The sequence below is a fragment of the Streptomyces sp. NPDC021020 genome (assembly GCF_044333285.1).
GTDB lineage: Bacteria > Actinomycetota > Actinomycetes > Streptomycetales > Streptomycetaceae > Actinacidiphila.
On the sequence record NZ_JBIRQQ010000001.1, the window covers coordinates 728,284 to 745,486 of the forward strand.

13 protein-coding genes are annotated in these 17,203 nt (G+C 74.5%); 11 read left to right on the forward strand and 2 right to left on the reverse strand.

Annotated features, from left to right (window positions below; translation table 11 throughout):
* Positions 1–68: 68 nt before the first annotated feature.
* Positions 69–4,565 carry an FtsK/SpoIIIE domain-containing protein gene (locus ACH4SL_RS03240; RefSeq protein WP_398441628.1) on the reverse strand — a complete coding sequence of 1,499 codons (4,497 nt, stop codon included), beginning with the start codon at positions 4,563–4,565 and terminating at the stop codon, positions 69–71.
* 432 nt (positions 4,566–4,997) lie between these two features.
* Between ACH4SL_RS03240 and ACH4SL_RS03245 the strand changes: the two genes are divergently transcribed.
* From ACH4SL_RS03245 to ACH4SL_RS03290, 10 genes are all read left to right on the forward strand, one after another.
* Positions 4,998–5,756 carry a hypothetical protein gene (locus tag ACH4SL_RS03245; protein ID WP_398441629.1) on the forward strand — a complete coding sequence of 253 codons (759 nt, stop codon included), beginning with the start codon at positions 4,998–5,000 and terminating at the stop codon, positions 5,754–5,756.
* Between the two features lie 21 nt (positions 5,757–5,777).
* Entirely contained in the window at positions 5,778–6,578 is an 801-nt protein-coding gene (locus ACH4SL_RS03250; protein WP_398441630.1) for a hypothetical protein, read from the forward strand.
* Positions 6,575–7,882 carry a CpaF family protein gene (locus tag ACH4SL_RS03255; protein WP_398441632.1) on the forward strand — a complete coding sequence of 436 codons (1,308 nt, stop codon included), beginning with the start codon at positions 6,575–6,577 and terminating at the stop codon, positions 7,880–7,882. The genes ACH4SL_RS03250 and ACH4SL_RS03255 overlap by 4 nt, the downstream gene beginning before the upstream one ends.
* Positions 7,882–8,787, forward strand: coding sequence for a type II secretion system F family protein (locus tag ACH4SL_RS03260; protein WP_398441633.1), 906 nt, complete (start codon positions 7,882–7,884; stop codon positions 8,785–8,787). Before ACH4SL_RS03255 ends, ACH4SL_RS03260 begins: the two co-directional genes overlap by 1 nt.
* Positions 8,788–8,789: 2 nt before the next feature.
* Positions 8,790–9,689: a type II secretion system F family protein gene (locus ACH4SL_RS03265; RefSeq protein WP_398441890.1), complete on the forward strand. Its 900-nt coding sequence runs from the start codon at positions 8,790–8,792 to the stop codon at positions 9,687–9,689.
* Between the two features lie 113 nt (positions 9,690–9,802).
* Positions 9,803–10,048, forward strand: a complete 246-nt coding sequence (locus ACH4SL_RS03270; RefSeq protein ID WP_398441634.1) for a hypothetical protein — start codon at positions 9,803–9,805, stop codon at positions 10,046–10,048.
* Positions 10,049–10,100: 52 nt separating this feature from the next.
* Positions 10,101–10,568, forward strand: a complete 468-nt coding sequence (locus tag ACH4SL_RS03275; protein ID WP_398441635.1) for a TadE/TadG family type IV pilus assembly protein — start codon at positions 10,101–10,103, stop codon at positions 10,566–10,568.
* 76 nt (positions 10,569–10,644) lie between these two features.
* The gene (locus ACH4SL_RS03280) at positions 10,645–11,133 is read left to right on the forward strand and encodes a TadE/TadG family type IV pilus assembly protein (RefSeq protein ID WP_398441636.1); all 489 of its coding nucleotides are present in this window, start codon (positions 10,645–10,647) and stop codon (positions 11,131–11,133) included.
* Positions 11,130–11,603: a pilus assembly protein TadG-related protein gene (locus ACH4SL_RS03285; RefSeq protein WP_398441637.1), complete on the forward strand. Its 474-nt coding sequence runs from the start codon at positions 11,130–11,132 to the stop codon at positions 11,601–11,603. The genes ACH4SL_RS03280 and ACH4SL_RS03285 overlap by 4 nt, the downstream gene beginning before the upstream one ends.
* 104 nt (positions 11,604–11,707) lie before the next feature.
* Complete coding sequence (locus ACH4SL_RS03290) at positions 11,708–14,695, forward strand: BTAD domain-containing putative transcriptional regulator (RefSeq protein ID WP_398441638.1); 2,988 nt, start codon at positions 11,708–11,710, stop codon at positions 14,693–14,695.
* A gap of 383 nt (positions 14,696–15,078) precedes the next feature.
* Here the strand turns inward: ACH4SL_RS03290 and ACH4SL_RS03295 are convergent, their stop codons facing one another.
* A complete protein-coding gene (locus tag ACH4SL_RS03295; protein ID WP_398441639.1) occupies positions 15,079–15,663 on the reverse strand; it encodes a CGNR zinc finger domain-containing protein in 585 nt (194 codons plus the stop codon).
* A 91-nt stretch (positions 15,664–15,754) separates the two neighbouring features.
* Here ACH4SL_RS03295 and ACH4SL_RS03300 point away from each other — a divergent pair, with 91 nt between their 5' ends.
* Positions 15,755–16,990, forward strand: a complete 1,236-nt coding sequence (locus tag ACH4SL_RS03300) for an MFS transporter (protein ID WP_398441640.1) — start codon at positions 15,755–15,757, stop codon at positions 16,988–16,990.
* The last annotated feature ends 213 nt before the right edge of the window (positions 16,991–17,203 follow it).

A 17,203-nucleotide genomic window follows, 5' to 3' on the forward strand; every position in this document is an offset into this window, starting at 1 on the left:
GCGCGACGCAGTGAGGGGCCGGACCGGGGTCGTACCCCGGGACCGGCCCCTCCGCCGTGTCCGGCCCGCTACCCCAGGGCCACGCCCTGGACCTGCACCATCTCGCCGCCCCTGATGAGCACCCCGCGCCCGACAGGGCCACCGCCCACGTCCCGCGGCAGCCGCACGCTGAACAGGTCGCCCTCGCTCGCCCCCTGCGGCGACAGCAGCAGCCCGCTGCGCGAGCGCCGCGCCTCGACGAGGAAGCCGCGGTACTGCGAGCCCATCTGGTCCGCGGACCCGGCCGCGATGAGCCCGTGCTCGCCGTCGAGACCGGACTTGACGACCGTCTCCAGCGCCGAGTCCAGCGGGGTGTCGTAGATCAGCTCGCCGTCGTCCACGACCACGACGTACGGCGCCCCGGCCCCCGCCAGATCCGTCAGCTCCCTGAGCTCCTCGCCCGTCGCCTCGCCCGTCAGCAGCCCCAGCACCCCCGGCTCACCGGCCAGTTCGCGCAGCGGCGAGCGGCGCGGGCTCACCAGGACCACCGGCACCCCGGCCGCGGTCACCGAGCGGGCCGCGGCGATGAGCGCGGTGGAGCGCCCCGACTTCGGCGGCCCGGCGATGACGAAGCCCGGCCCCGACTCGCGCAGGTCGATGCCCACCGGCTGCAGCTCGTCGCCGCCCACGCCGAGCAGCGCCCACAGCGGCGACGGCGGCGCGAACTCCGGGTCCAGCGCCAGGGCCTCGCTGACGGTGATGCGCGGCGGCAGCGCGTCCACCCGCATGGGCCGGTTGAAGCGCCCCGCCCCGCGGTGGAGTTCGACGGCCTCCCGCGCGATCCGCTGCAGCGCCTCCACCTGCGCCTGCCCGGACGGCTCCTCGGCGAGCAGCGCGACCTGGCTCTCCTGCACGCCGTGGTCGGTGGGCCGCAGGGCCCGTCCGGACGGCATGGACTTGGGGATCTCGCGTACCGCGAGCCCGCCGTTGGCGTAGTCGTTGGGGTCGGCCATCCGCAGGATCAGCTTGTCGGCGAAGACGGACGAGATCTGCCCGGAGAAGCCGCTGCGGTCGGCGGTCATCACGATCTTGAGGCCGGCCGCGGCTCCCTCGCGGAAGAGCCGGTTGGCGGCCTCGACGAGCTTGCCGTAGTTGTACGACTCGAAGGTCGAGACGTAGCCCTCCCAGCTGTCCAGCAGCAGCACCATCCACGGCAGCCGCTCCTCGGGTGTGGCGGCCATCGCGCGCTGCTCGGCGGCGCTGGAGGCACCGCGCAGGGCGAGCATCTGCTGCCGCCGGGAGACCTCGGCGGCGAGCCGGTCCAGCAGCCGCTGGAGGCGTTCGGGCTGGTCGCGGGTGACGACTGCCCCGCAGTGCGGCAGGCTCACCAGCGGCAGCAGCGCGTTGGCGCCGCAGTCGATGCCGTAGAGGTGCACGTCCTGCGGCGAGGCCGTCTGCGCCAGCGAGCCGGCGAAGGTGCGCAGCGCGGTGGAGCGGCCGGAGCGCGGGCCGCCGACGATGAGGACGTGCTCGCCGTGCACGATGTCGACGGCCAGCGGCGCCCGCGCCTGCTGCGCGGGCAGGTCGGTGAGGCCGTACGGGATCGGCGGCACGTCCTGCCAGCCGCCCGCCGCGGCGGGCGCGGAGCCGTGCCCGCCGCCGACCGCCGCGGAGGCCAGCTCCGCCACCGTCACGGTCTCGGGCAGCGGGTCCAGCCACGGCTTGCGCGGGGCGGGCAGCCCCATCAGGTCGGACGCGGACGCGATGGCGTCGACCAGCACCGCGAGGTCGGTGACCATGGTGCCGTCGTCCTCGTCGCCGCCCGTGCCGCGCGGCATCGGCCGGCCCAGCGCCGTCCAGCCCAGCGGTTGGACGCCCGCCTTGGCGCGCGTCCCCCCGACCGCCGGGCGGCGGCCACCGATGCGCGCGGACTGCACGCCGACCAGCGACTGGGCGCCGGAGCGCACGTACGCGCGGCCCGGCGTGGACTTGGCGATGGCGCCCGCGTCGGGGGCGTCGATGACGTCCCGCGACTCGTCGGCGTCGGTGACGCGCAGCGCGATGCGCAGGTTGGTGTTGGCGCGGATGTCGGCGCTGACCACACCGGCGGGCCGCTGCGTGGCGAGCACCAGGTGCACGCCGAGGGAGCGGCCGCGGCGGGCGATGTCGACGAGTCCGGCGACGAAGTCGGGGAGTTCGGCGACCAGCGACGCGAACTCGTCGATGATCAGCACCAGCCGGGGCATCGGCTCCAGCTCGGGCCGCAGCCGCCGCGCGTCGCCGTAGTCCTCGATGTCCTTGGTGGCGGCGTTGAAGAGGATCGTCTCGCGGTGGTGCAGCTCGGCGGCGAGCGAGGCCAGCGCCCGCTCGGTCAGGTGCGCGTCGAGGTCGGAGACCATGCCGACGGTGTGCGGCAGCCGGGAGCAGTCCAGGAAGGCGCTGCCGCCCTTGTAGTCGATGAGCACGAAGTTGAGCGCGTCGGGCCGGTTGGCGACGGCGAGCGAGGTGATCACCGTCTGGAGCAGCTCCGACTTGCCCGCGCCGGTGGTGCCGGCGACCAGGGCGTGCGGGCCGTCGCGCCGGATGTCGAGCACGAAGGTGCCGTCGGCGCCGATGCCGATGGGCGCCGCCGTGCTGGAGCCGCCGCGCTGCCAGATCCCGGCGACGTCCTGCCCGGCGGGGTCGGGCATGCCCAGCAGGTCCAGCAGCCGGGCGGAGGTGGGCAGCGCGCTGTCGGCGTCGTCCCGGCTGACGTCCCGGACGGGCGCGAGCGAGCGGGCGACCAGCTGGCACCAGTCGCCGCCGACCTGGTCGGCCAGCACGTCGCCGAGGGCCTCCAGGCCCGCACCGCGCAGGTGGACACGGGCGTCGTCCTGCGGCGACCAGCACACCGCGGCCCGCACCTCCTCGGGCAGCAGCCGCTCGTCGGCGTCCAGGCACAGCGCGAGGATGCCGAACCGCGGGCCCTCCTGGAGCAGTTGCGGTACGCCCGGGGTGCGCCGCAGCAGCCGGGCGCCGTCGAGGACGACCAGCACGAACGGGTCGGGGCGCAGGCCGCCGCCACCGCCGGAGGAGAGCGCCTCGGCCTTGCGGCGCTCCAGTTCCTGGAGCAGCTCGTTGACCCGGCGCCCGGTCGTCTCGCCGTCGGTGCCGATGAGCGAGACGCAGTCCTGGCCCTGCTGCGGTGCGAGGTGCGGCAGCCAGTGCGCCCAGCCCCACGCCTGCCCGGCGTCCGGCTCGGACGACAGCAGCACCATGGACAGGTCGCGCGGGCTGTGCAGTACGGCCGCCTGCGCGACCAGCCAGCGGGCGGTGGCCAGCGTCCGCTGCCGCAGCCCCGCGACGCCGATGACGCCCAGCTCGGGCAGTGGCAGCGGCACCGGCACGTCGTTGACCTTCGGCGGCACCGGCTGCGGCGAACCCTCCTGCACCATGCCGCCCTTGGGCAGTAGCTCGATGTCGGCGAGCAGGTCGGCGACGCCGATGCGCAGCCGCAGCACGTCGGGGTCGGTGAGCCGGCGCTCCCACAGCCGCATCCGCGGTCCCGTGGCCCACAGCAGGATCTGCGCGGCGTCCGGGAAGGCGGCCCGCCGCTCGGCGCGGTCGGTGAGCCGCGCGCTCTCCAGGGCCATCTCGTGCTGGGCCAGGTCGGCCTTGAACTGCTTGGCGGTGTTGCGGTCCTTGCGCTTGCCCTCGCGGGACTCGCTGAGCCACTGGCCGGCCAGCATCATGGGGCTCATCAGGCAGAAGAGCAGCATGTAGACCTGGTGCACCATGAAGTACATCGCGAGGCCGAAGATGAGCGGCACCAGCGCCGCGATCATCTGGAAGCGGGCGCCCTCGCCCTTCTGCGGCGGCTGCGGCACGTACAGCCGGGGGCGCGGCGGCAGCGACTTCAGCCGCGGCGGGCGGTTGTAGGCCAGGCCCCCCTCGCCCATCGGCGACAGGTGCGCGTCCGGCTCGCTCGGCACGTCCAGTACGACGACGGTGTCACCGGTGCGGATCTGCGCGCCCAGCGGCCATTCGCGCTCCCCGGTCAGCGGCTCGCCCTCCAGGGTCAGCTCCGTGCCCGGCTCCACGGCCAGCGTGACCGTGCCGTCCGCGGCGACCGACACCCGGGCGGCCGTCTGCGGGAGCAGCGGGTCCGGCACCGAGACCGTGCAGTGCTGCCCCGAGCCGAGGGTCGCCTTGCCCAGGCCGAGCCGGGCGACCCGGCCCGCGCCGGGGCCGCCGCACACCCGCAGTTCGACGCGCCCGGAGGGCTCGCCGGTGCGCATGAAGGGGCCGATGGAGCCGTCGGTGGTGACGCGCATGCCGTCCCGCAGCACCGCGCCGGCCGGTGCCTGCGGGTCGCACAGCAGGCCGTCCGCCCACAGCTGCGCCGCACCGGGGGGCGCCGCGCGCGTCCCGGGGAAGGCCAGCACCGTGCCGCCGCCGGCCGGCGCTGCGTTCATCTGCGGGACGCCGCCCGTCACGACCTGGGCCAGCGCCGCGGCCACGTCGCCGGCCGAGGCCCCGTCGTCCGCCGCGACGACGACGTCGCGCCCTTCCTCGCCTTGCTGTACGACCGTCACGGTCACCCGCATGGGATGTTCCCTCCCCCGCCGCGGCCGGCCGGCCCGAACCTCACGCTCCGGCCCCGGCCCGGGCGCACGTACCTGTCCCAGGAGGCTATCCGCCTCCGGAAACCTCACGTAACCCCCTCCCGGCCGGGCCGGTTGTGAGCAAACCGTGAACATCGCGCCGCACGTCCCGGTACGGGCCCCCGCGCGCGGCGGCCAACGGTGGCCGTACGGGGGCGGGTTGCCGACGCGTACACGCTGCGACCGGCGGTGACGCGGTGCGGAACTGTTGCACGGCTGTGGTCCGTCTGTCGCCCAACGTCCTTGAGGGCCTTTGACGGGCGCTGGTAGCGTCCCGGTGACTTGACATTGGAAAGCGGCTCGGCAGCCAGTCACCCCGGTGACGGCCCGTCCGCGAACGACCGTAAGTCGCGTATGAGCGACGGGGGCAGTCACGTGAGGACCAGGGATCGTTCCAGCGGCGGCGGTGGCGGACACCGCCAGGCCGGCATGCCCGCACCGGCGATGGGCGTGCCGGGCGGCGGCGAGCGGCTGCCGACGGCGCCGCGCGAGCGCAAACCGGCGCTCGCCGCGCTCGCCGTGCTGCTCATCCTGCTCGGCGCCTTCGGCGCCGTGCTGACGGTGGTGCGGGCGAGCCACAAGGAGTCGTACGTCGAGGTCACCCAGGCGGTTGCGGCGGGTGACCAGATACCCGAGTCCGCGATCCGCTCGGTGGACCTGTCCGACGACTCCGGACTCGGCCTGATCCGCTGGGAGCAGCGCGGCGACCTGCTGAACAACTACCGGGCGGCCGTCACGCTCGTGCCGGACTCGATCCTGTCCAGCAACATGATCACCAAGAAGGACAACGTGCTGACGCAGGGCAAGTCCCTGATCGGCCTGTCCCTCCAGGACGGGCAGTTCCCCCGCAACTCGCTCAACGTCGGCGACAGCGTGGCCGCGTACCTCGTCGGCAACAACGCCACCAAGGACAGCGGCGACGACTCGTCCGACAGCGGCAGCAGCGGCCAGCAGAGCACGCTGATCAGCAACAAGCTGATCGTGAAGTCCATCGACGTCGACACCTCGGGCTCCGGCGGCGGCAACACCTACGTCACCGTCCTCGCCGACACCGCGGACGCCGGTCCGCTGACGATCGCGGCCTCGGCGGGCGACGTCACCCTGGTGCGCATCCCGCCCGTCAGCGGGAACTGAGCGAGCGGCGGCACTCGACCCATGGCACTGATCGCCCTCGCGGCGGACAAGGGCTCGCCCGGCGTCACCACGACCGCGCTCGCGCTGGCCGCGGTGTGGCCGCGGCGCGCCCTGCTCGCCGAAACCGACCCGGCAGGCGGCGACCTCGTCTACCGCTCGCGAGCCGCCCACGGCGGCATGCTCGACCCCAACGTCGGCGTGCTCTCGCTCGCCGCCACCGCCCGCCGCGGCCTGGCCGCCGAGCAGCTCTGGGAGCACTCCCAGCAGCTCGCCGGCGGCCTGGACGTCCTGGTCGGCCTCGGCGGCGCCGAGCAGGCCGCGGGCCTGACCGGGCTGTGGCCCGTCCTCGGCGAGGTCTTCTCGATGCTCGGCCAGGCGCCGAGCGGCGTGGCCGACGTCATCGCCGACTGCGGCCGGATCGGCGGCGACTCGCCCTCCCTCGGCCTCATCCAGCACGCCGCCCTGGTGCTGCTGGTGGCCGGGACCGAGGCCGAGCACCTGGCCCGGGTACGGGACCGGGCCGGCGCGCTGTCGGCGAAGCTGCACGGCTCGCAGCGCGGCGCCGGCGCCCTCGGCTACCCGCCGATCGGCGTGCTGCTGGTCGCCGACCCCGGGCACAGCGCCCGGATCGCCGCGCAGGCCAACGAGATGCTGGTGGCCTCGCAGATATCCGCGCGGGTCGTCGGCACGATCGCGCACGACCCGGCGGGCGCCGACATGCTCACCGGGCGGCGCCGCGGCCGGCTCGACAAGTCCCTGCTGATCCGCTCCGCGCGGCAGATCGCCGCCGACGTACCGAACAGGTACGGGGTCTTCCGATGAGCGAGATCGACCACCAGCTGGTCAAGCGCTTCCGGGAGGAGGCCGGCGACCGGATAGCCGAGCAGCGGCGGCTCGACCAGGTCGCCGGCGCGCCGGCGATGAGCGCGGAGGACGAACGGCAGTTCGCCCGCGCGATCATCGCCCAGATCCTGGAGGACTACGCCCGCCGGGAGATCAACGCCGGCCGCACCCCGCTGGACGCGGTCGCCGAGGAGGCGTACGCGGCCGCCGTGCACGCGGCGCTCTTCGGCGTCGGGCGGCTCCAGCCGCTGCTGGACGACCCGGAAGTCGAGAACATCGACATCAACGGCTGCGACCAGGTCTTCGTCGGCTACTCCGACGGCCGCGAGCTCCAGGGCGAGCCCGTCGCCGAGAGCGACGAGGAGCTGATCGAGCTCATACAGGTGCTGGGCGCCTACTCCGGCCTGTCCTCGCGCCCCTTCGACTCCGCCAACCCGCAGCTCGACCTGCGGCTGCCGGACGGCTCCCGGCTCTCGGCCGTGATGGACGTGACGCGGCGGCCCGCGCTGTCCATCCGCCGCGCCCGGCTCGGCAAGGTCTTCCTCGCCGACCTGGTCGGCAACCGCACGATCACCCCGGAGCTGGCGAGCTTCCTGCACGCGGCCGTCATGGCCCGCAAGAACGTGATGATCGCCGGCGCCACCAACGCCGGCAAGACCACCCTGCTGCGGGCGCTGGCCAACGTCATCCCGGCGCACGAGCGGCTCATCACCGTCGAGCGCGCCCTTGAGCTCGGCCTGGACCAATTCCCCGAACTGCACCCCAACGTGGTGGCGTTCGAGGAGCGGCTGCCCAACTCCGAGGGCCAGGGCACCATCTCGATGGCCGAACTGGTCCGCCGCTCACTGCGTATGAACCCCTCCCGGGTCATCGTCGGTGAGGTCCTCGGCGACGAGATCGTCACCATGCTCAACGCGATGTCCCAGGGCAACGACGGCTCGCTGTCGACGATCCACGCCAACAGCTCGGCCGAGGTCTTCAACCGCATCTCCACCTACGCCCTCCAGGCCAGGGAGCGGCTGCCGATCGAGGCCTCGCAGATGCTCGTCGCGGGCGCCATCGACTTCGTGGTCTTCATCCAGCGCCGCAACGACTTCCAGCAGGGCGGCACCCTGCGCCGTATGGTGACCTCGGTCCGCGAGGTCAACGGCGTGGACGGCAGGGTCCTTTCCAGCGAGGTCTTCGCCGAGGGCAGGACCGGCGCGGCGATGCCGCACGCGCCGATCGCCTGCCTCGACGAACTTCTCGCCAACGGCTACCAGCCCACGGGGGTGTGGCGGTAATGACCGGTGTCTTCTCGTTGACCGTGATGTACGGCCTCCTGGCCGGCGCGGTCGTGGGCGGCGGAATCGCGCTGCTCGTGGTCGCGATCCGCGGCTGGGCGCCCAAACCCGTCGCACCCGGCGAGGCGCCCGCCGACAAGGTGGCGGAGATGATGCGCTTCGCGTCGCAGCGCGGCTCGATCGCCGCCGTCGCCGGGATCGCCGTCCTCGCGCTCACCCGCTGGGCGGTGCTCGGCATCGCCACCGCGCTGCTCGTCTTCACCTGGGACAAGCTCTTCGGCGGGGCCTCCGACGAGCGCGCCGCGATGAAGCGGGTGGAGGCGCTGGCCGGCTGGACGGAGTCGCTGCGCGACACCATCGCCGGCGCGGTCGGCCTGGAGCAGGCCATCCCGGCCTCGGCCCGCGCCGCCGCACCCGCGCTGCGCACCCACCTGGAGTCGCTCGTCGACCGGCTGCGCGCCCGCACACCGCTGCCGGACGCGCTCCAGCACCTCGCCGACGAGATCAACGACGCGTCCGCCGACATCATCATCGCCGCGCTGATCCTCAACTCCCGGCTGCGCGGCCCGGGTCTGCGCGAGGTCCTGGGCGCGCTCGCCAAGTCGGCGCGCGAGGAGGTCGACATGCGCCAGCGCGTGATGGCGCAGCGCGCCAGCACCCGGCGCAGCGTGCAGATCGTGGTGATCGTCTCGGTCGTCGTGGTGCTCGCGCTGGCCATCTTCAACCGCGGCTTCGTCAAGCCCTACGGCACGCTGCTGGGGCAGATGGTGCTGCTGATCGTCTGCGCGCTGTTCGGCGCCGGCTTCTGGTGGCTGCGCAGCCTGTCGAAGGTCGAGACCCCGGCCCGCTTCCTCGTCCACTCGCCCGAACTCCACGCCCAGCGGCAGGAGGTGCTGCACCGGTGAACATGCTCGCACTGGCAGGACTGCTCGGCGCCATCACCGGTATCGGCATCTACGCCCTCATCAGGGCGCTCGCCCCGAGCCGGAACAGCGCCGCGGCCACCGTCGCCCAGATCGACGCCCTGCGCGCCCAGGGCCCGGTGGCCGGACCCGCCCCGCACGCCACCGACCTGCGCGGCCGGATCGGGCAGCGGATCGCCGCCTTCTACCTCGAACAGGGCTGGGAGCTGCGCTCGATGCGCGCCGACCTGGCCGTCCTGGACCGCAGCTGGGAGAGCTTCCTCGCGACCAAGCTGCTGCTCGGCGCGGCTGGCCTGGTCTTCGGGCCGTTCCTCTACGCCCTGGTCTGGCAGCTCGGCTTCGGCATCAGCCCGATCGTCCCGGTGTGGCTGGCGCTGGTCTGCGCGGGCCTGTTCTTCATGCTGCCGGACCTCGAAGTACGCCGTGACGCCGCCGACAAGCGCAAGGACCTGCGCCGGGTGATCGCCGCCTACCTGGACCTGGTGTCGATGAACCTGGCCGGCGGGCGCGGCCTGCCCGAGGCGCTGATGGCCGCCGCCGACGTCAGCGACGGCTGGGCGCTGGTCCGTATCCGCAGCTGCCTCAACGACGCCCGGATCACCGGCATTAGCCAATGGGTCGCGCTCGGCCGGCTCGGCGCGGAGCTGGGCATCGAGGAACTGCAGGACCTGTCCGTCGCGCTCGGCCTGGTCGCCGACGACGGCGCCAAGATCCGCGAGTCGCTGGCCTCCCGCGCGGAGACCATGCGGCACCGCGAGCTCGCCGAGATCGAGGGATCCGCGGGCGAGAACTCGCAGTCCATGCTCGTGGCGCAGCTGATGCTGGCCGCGGGGTTCCTGGTCTTCCTGATGTTCCCGGCCGCCATGCGCGTCTTCCAGGCGTGAACCGGAACCACCTACGAGCGCGTCCCACGCACGACGTACCAAGCACGACGCATGACGCACGACGCATGACCGACAGCCCACTTGAGAGTCGTCCGCCAGAAAGGATCCGGACCATGAACCGTCCCAACCCCCTCGCCAAGGCGACCACCGCGGTCGCCGGCCTCGTCCGCCGCCGCATCGCCTGGGCACGCACCGAGGGCCGCAGCATGGGCGCCTCCGCCGTCGAGTGGGTGATCATCTCGGCGATCGTGGCCGCGCTGGTCGCCGGTATCGGCGTGGCGATCAGCAAGGCGCTGAACGAAAAGACCGACAAGGTCAACACCTGCATCCAGAACTCGAGCACCACGACGGACTGCTGACATCCGCCGGACACCGGCGGTCGGCGGGACAGCGGAAAGGACGGGGGAGACGATGAAGGCGGTGGGCCGCGCGCTGCGCGACCGTTTCGCGGCCGCACGCGGCGACAGCGGCGTGGGGCGGCGGAGGGCGGACGACCGCGGGATGACCGCGATCGAGTTCGTCTTCCTGACCCCGGTCGTCTTCGGGATCATCTTCCTCACCGTGCAGTTCGCGATGTACTACTTCGCCACGCACGTCGCGATCGCCGCGGCCCGGGCGGGCGCCCGCGAGGCCCGTACGCAGGCGGCAGTGAGCGGCAGCGACTGGCAGGGCAAGGCGCGGAAGAAGGCCGACGGCTACATCGACGGGATGGGCGGCAGCCTGCTCACCAACCCGACGGTCACCGTCCAGCGGGTCAAGGGGCACCGCGACCGGATCAGCGTCCGGGTGAAGGGGCACGTGCCGTCGATCCTCGGCATCGGCATCACGGTCGACCGCACGTCCGAGGGCCCGATCGAGCAGTTCATGCCGAACGGGTGAGGGAGCGGCCCGACATGACGGCAGCGGGGACGAGGGGGAGCACGGGGATGACGGGGACAGTGGGGACGGCGGCGCGGTGACGTACACGACTGCGACCGCGGCTGCGCGGGCCGCGGCGGCGGGCATACGGCGGCGGGCCGCGGCGGCGAGGAGCACCGGGGGTTCCCGGGCCCGCGGGGACGCCGGGATCTCGACGATCGAGGTCGTGATCATCGCACCGGTGCTGCTTCTCTTCATCCTGGTGCTGGTCGCCTTCGGGCAGCTGACCGACGCCCGCGGCGAGCTGGACGGCGCCGCGCGCGACGCGGCACGCGCCGGTTCGCTGCACGGCAACCAGGTCAAGGCCGACAACGCGGCCCGGCAGACGGCGAAGGCGTCCCTCCAGCACATCTGCCACGGCCCGATCACCGTCACCCACGCCAACACCCGGTGGGCCCCCGGCGGCGTCTACACCGTCCAGGTCTCCTGCGAGGTCCGCGGTCTGTCGGATCTGGGCCTGCCCATCACCACCACCCTCAAGAGCGAGTTCGCCTCGCCCCTCGACCCCTACCGGAGGTTCGAGTGAAGCGCCTGCTGCGCGCCCGCCTGCGGGCGGTACGGGACGCGTACGGCCGCGGCGCGGACCGCGGTTCGGGGGCCATCGCGCTGCTGATCTTCGCGCTGCTCTTCGTCGTGCTCGCCGCCTTCGTGGTCGACGGCGGCCGGGTCCTGTCGACCCGCGAGCGCGCCGCCGACCTCGCCGAGCAGGCCGCCCGCGCCGCCGCCCAGGACATCGACGTGGACGCCCTGCGCTCGGGCGCCGACCTGGGGAAGACGGCGCCGATCCGGTACGACCACTGCAAGGACGACATCAACGCGTACCTGAGCGCGGCGGGCCTCAGCGAGGACGACATCACCCACTCGACCTGCAAGGGGAACCGCCGGCGGATCACCGTCACCGTCCAGGTCACCTTCGAGCCGATGATGACCAGCCTCTTCGCCCTCGACAGCCACGTGGTGACGGGTACGGCCACCGCGGAGGCCCTCACGCAGTAGGCCGCAACCCGGGCCCACCGCACACGTATCGCGCCACCCGGCGCGTCGCATAACGTCAGGACCGCAACAGCACGCAACGGAGCAGAGGAAGCAGGGCAGCAGCGATGGCACGCTCCACCGCCACGGGACGCCACCAGTCGCAGGCGCGGCCGGGACCGGGGCAGCACCCGGGCCGGCCGCCGCGCAGGCAGCGCACGGTCGGCGACGTCCTGCGCGCGCTGGGCGCCTTCGTGGTGCTCGCGGCGCTCGTGGTCGGCGTGCCCGGAGCGCTGCTGCACTACATCGGCTCGCCCTTCCCGCACCACTTCGACTCCGACGTGCTGCGCCAGCCCATCACCACCAAGACCTTCGTCAACTCCCTCGCGGTGCTGGTGTGGATCGCGTGGGCGCAGTTCACCGCGTGCGTGCTCGTCGAGGGCAAGGCGGCGTTCTCCGGCGTGGGCATGCCGCGGCACATCCCGGGCTCCGGCGGCAGCCAGCTGCTGGCCCGCCAGCTCGTCGCCGCCCTGCTGCTGCTCGGCGTCGGCGCCGCCACCCTGTCGCCCGTGCTCGGCCAGGGCACGCACCACCAGGCCGAGCAGCAGGCCCGTCCGGGCGCCGTCGCCTCGGCGCAGCAGACCCCGGGCGTCCCGCACCAGGGCACCTCGAACGCCGTCACCTCGCCGGAGGGCGGCGCGGGTCACGCCGGGACGGTCCGCAGCATCGAACACACCCAGCAGGACACGAAGTTCTACCGGATCCAGCCGCCCGAGGGCCGCCACCACGACTCCCTGTGGGACATAGCCCAGCGCCACCTCGGCGACGGGCGCCGCTACAAGGAGATCTACGCCCTCAACAAGGACCGTGTGCAGCCCGACGGTTCGAAGCTGTCGCAGGCCAGCCTCATCCGGCCCGGCTGGATCATGGAGATGCCCGGCGACGCGACCGGCGGCGAGATCGTCGACATGCCGGCCGCCGGGGCGCAGCAGGTCCAGCACGTCGCCCACGACATCCAGCACTACGCGGAGCACGGCGGCGCCAAGGACACCGCGGCCGAGGGCGCGGGCGGCGGCGCGCACCAGGCCCCGGCGCAGACCCCCGCGCCCGAGCAGCACCAGTCCCCGGCCACGCCGGCGCCCGCCCCGGCCCCCGAGCAGGCCGGCGCGCACGGCGCCGGGCACGTCCCCACCGTCCACGCCGCCGCGCACCACGGCGGGCTCTCCCAGCTGCCCGAGGCGCTCATCGCCGCCCCGCTGCTGGCCGCGGGCCTGCTCGCGGCGCTCGGCCGGCGCCGCCGCACCGAGCTGTGGCAGTCCGTCGCCGAGGGCATCCTGCGCGTCCCGCGCACCCCGCAGGGCCCGGCGGCCGACGCCGACGACGCGCTGCGGATCGGCGCCGACCCCGAGACCGTCGCCTTCCTCGACCGGGGCCTGCGCGCGCTGTCCGCCCAGCTCGACGCCGAGGGGCGGCCGCTGCCGACCGTCTACGCCGCCTGGCTCACCCCCGACGAGCTGCACCTCCAGCTCGCCTGGGCCGAGGGCACCCCGCCCGCGCCCTGGGTGCTGGGCCAGGACGAGACCTTCTGGCGGCTCGCCCGCACCTCACTGCCCGCCGACGCCGGCACCGCGGCGGCCGCGCCCTACCCGGGCCTGGTCACGCTCGGCACCCTCGAAGAGGCGCGGCTGCTGCTCAACCTCGAAGCGGTGCCCGGCGTCGTCTCGCTCGCCGGCGCCAAGGCCGACCGCGACGCCGTCCTCGCCTCGATCGCCGCCGAACTCGCCACCAACGGCTGGTCCGACCGCATGACCGTGACCCTCGTCGGCTTCGCCGAGGACCTCACGGCCCTCGCCCCCGCCCGGGTACGGCACCTCACCGACGTCTCCGAGGCCGTCGACGCCATGGCCGCCGAGACGGCCCAGCGCCGCGCCGCGCTCCAGGCCGCCGGCCAGGATAGCGTCCTCACCGGCCGCGCCGGGCGCGCGCAGCACAGCCAGTGGGCGCCGCACCTGGTGATCATCGCCGACCGGCCCGGCGACGAGCAGACCGCGCGGATCGCCGAACTCGCCGCCGAGGCGGGGCGGCTCGGCCTCGGCTACCTCCTCGCCGCCGACACCGCCGCGGTGCCGGGCGCCGCCTGGGAGCTGGAGATCAGCTCCGCGGGCCGGCTCACCGCGCCGCTGCTCGGCCTCGACCTCGCCGCGCAGCGGCTGCCCGCCGCGCAGTACGCCGCGGTGCTGCAGCTCTTCGCGCAGGCCGCGGGCAACGGCGGCGACGACGGGCGGGACCCCGACCCCGGCGCCCCCGCCTTCCTCGTCGACCTCAGCGACCGCGGCCGCCCCGGCATCTACGCCCGGCTCCTCGGCGCCTTCGAGGTCATCGGCGTCGAAGCCCCCGAGGCCGACCGCGGCCCGCTGCTCCACGAGGCCCTCGCGCTGCTCCTGCTGCACCGCGAAGGCGTCCACCCGCGCGTCCTGGCCTCCGCGCTGTGGGCGCGCGGCGTCACCGAGGACGTCCGCGACGGCCTCGTCGACCGGCTCCGCGACTGGCTCGGCACCGACCCGGACGGCACGCCCCGGCTCTCCTACGACGACACCGGCCGCATCGTGCTCGCCACCTCGGTCGTCTCCGACTGGGACGTCCTCCAGACCCTCCACCACCAGGCCGAGCAGGGCGTCGGGGCGCACGACCCCGTCGCCCGCCGCCGGCTCCTCACCGACGCGCTCTCGCTGGCGCGCGGCCGCCTCCTGGACGACCGCGCCGCCGGCCGCTACGGGTGGCTCTCGCACGAGATCGTCGAGGCCCAGCACCCGGTGCTGGTCGCCGAGATCGCCCTCGCGCTCGCCACGCTGCACCTCGACGCGGGCAAGCCGAAGGCGGCGGTGGCCGCGGTGGAGACGGGCATGGGGGTCGCCCCCCAGGACGAGCGCCTGTGGCTCGCCCTGCTCCGCGCCGCCCACGCCACCGGCGACCCGGCTCGCCTCGACTTCGCCGCGGCATCCCTCCTCAGCAGGTCCGCTGCCGCGGGGCCTTCCCGTGGGCTCCCCCCGCGCGTCGAGGCGCTCCTCGACGACCTCCACCCGGCCTGGCGCCAGTCTCTCGCCGAGCTGGCGTAGACGTTCCCCCTGCGCAGGGCGGCGAGCGTCTTCAGGCTGCGCCTGCGGCTGCGCTGCCGCGCGGGGCTTGCGCTTGCGGCGCCGGGCACCATCAGGGGCGCGGGGAGGTTGCGCTTGCGGCGCCGGGCACCATCAGGGGCGCGAGGAACTGCGCGCTCAGCCCTCCACCGGCCGGTGGTCCGGTACGGACCGAACTGCCCCTCCGGGCCGGTGACGACGTGACGGCACGTCGTGGCTGAGCGCGCAGTTCCCCGCGCCCCTAAAAAACGCTCACCCCACAGCCCAGCCGCAGGCTGAAAACGGGTGCCCCGCAGCGCGGGCGCAGCCTCGGAGCGCGGCCCCCGCGGCGGGGGAACCGGGGCCGGGCCCAGGGAGTGCGCGGGTCAATTACGGGCGCGATACGCGGACTTCTTCGCGCGGTTGCCGCACACATCCATGGAGCACCAGCGCCGGGTCCCGGGACGGGAAGCGTCCAGGAAGACCGCCCCGCAGTCAGCGGCACCGCATTCGTGGAGGCGGGCCAGAAGCGCGGGGGAGGCGGCGAGTTCGAGGGTGTCCCGCGCGACGAGGGCGAGGACCGCGGCGACGGGCTCGTCCGCCCGCCACCGCAGCTCACCCTCGGCGGTGAGCCGCGGTACGGGTACGGGCTGCGCGGCGGCGCGGTTGAGACGGCCGCGGACGGCGGGCGCGACGGCGGCGCCGTCCCCCGCGCGGGCGGCGGAGACGAGCGCGTACACCGCCTCCCGCAGGGCGCGGGCCTCGCGCACGGCCGCGTCGGCGGGCGTCACCGCGGCGCGGGTCGCGTCGAGCGCGGGCCCGCACTGCCGTACCCACTCCGCGAGCGCTGCGCCGTCCGCCAACTCCTCCTGCGCGCGCGGCGTCCCGCGATACCGCAGGGTGCGCACGTAGTCCAGGCACAGCCGCCCGGCCCCCTGCCGGAAGCGCGGCGGCGCGGTGATCTCCGTCATGCCGGCCAGCGTACCCCTGGAACCGGTATGACTGGTACCGTCGTCGCACCGGTTTGACCGGTGCCCTGAACTCCGTGCAGTGAGGTGGACGATGTCCCAGCCGAACGGCCCCGCAAGCCTCGCGAAGACCGTCCGGGGGAGCGGGCACCCGGCCCCGGCGGCGGCGCCGCAGGACGGGCCGCCGCGCCGCCTGGTGGTGCTGCTCGCCGTCGCGTGCGGCCTGACCGTCGCGAACCTCTACTACGCCCAGCCGCTGCTCAGCGAGCTGCGCCGGTCCTTCCACATCGGAACGGTCACCGCGGGCAGCCTGGTGACGGCCGGTCAGCTCGGCTACGCGCTCGGGCTGCTCCTGGTCGTGCCGCTCGGCGACGTGCTGGAGAAGCGGCGGCTGGCCACGCTGCTGCTCACCCTCACTGTCGCCGCGCTCGCCCTCGCGGGCCTCGCACCGGACTTCGGGGTGCTGCTCGCCGCGTCCCTCGTCCTCGGCTGCACGCTGACCGTCGCGCAGATCCTCGTGCCGTACGCCGCCGACCTCGCGCCCGACGCGAGCCGCGGGCGGGTCGTCGGGCAGGTGATGAGCGGCCTGCTCACCGGCATCCTGCTGTCCCGCACGGTGGGCAGCCTCATCGCCGACGCCACGAGCTGGCGCGCCGTCTACCTCGGCTCGGCGGCCCTGATGACCGTCCTGACCCTGGTGCTGCGCTCCACTCTGCCCCCGCGGCAGCCCGCGGCCGCGCTGCCGTACGGGGCGCTGCTGCGCTCGACGGTGCGGCTGCTGCGGGTCCACCCGGCGCTGCGCCGGCGGGCGCTCTACCAGGCGGCCATGTTCGGGGCGTTCAGCGTCTTCTGGACGACGATCTCCTTCGTCCTCACCGCCGCGCCCTTCCACTACAGCCAGTGGCAGGTCGGGCTGTTCGCCCTCGCGGGCGCGGGCGGGGCGCTCGTCGCCCCGCTGGCCGGGCGGTGGGCCGACCGCGGCCTCGTCCGCCCGATGACCGCCGCGGCCTTCGTCGCCGCGGCCGCCGCGTTCGGCCTCGCGGCGGCCGGGCGGCACAGCGTGCTCGCGCTGGGCGCGGCGGCGGTGCTGCTGGACATGGCCGTCCAGACCACGCTCGTCCTGGGCCAGCACATCGTCTACGCCCTCGACAGCGCCGCCCGGGCCCGCCTCAACAGCGCCTACATGGCGACGTTCTTCGTCGGCGGAGCGGTGGGCTCCCAGGCGGGTTCCGCCGCGTACCACCTCGGCGGCTGGCCTTTGACGACGGCCCTGGGCGCCGTCCTCCCCCTCCTGGCCCTGACCTCCACGATACGGCTGCGCCGCGGCTGAGCAGTCTTCTGCGGCGCCGGGCACGCCAGGGGCGCGGGGAACTGCGCGAGCAACCCACCACCGGCCGGTGGTCCGGAAACGACAGCGACTGCCCCTTCGGGCCGGTGACTACCCGCGCCCCGGTGGGGGCTGAGCGCGCAGTTCCCCGCGCCCCTGGTGGTTGCCCGGCGCCGCAGGCGCAAGCCCCGCGCGGCAGCGCAAACGCTCGCCCCC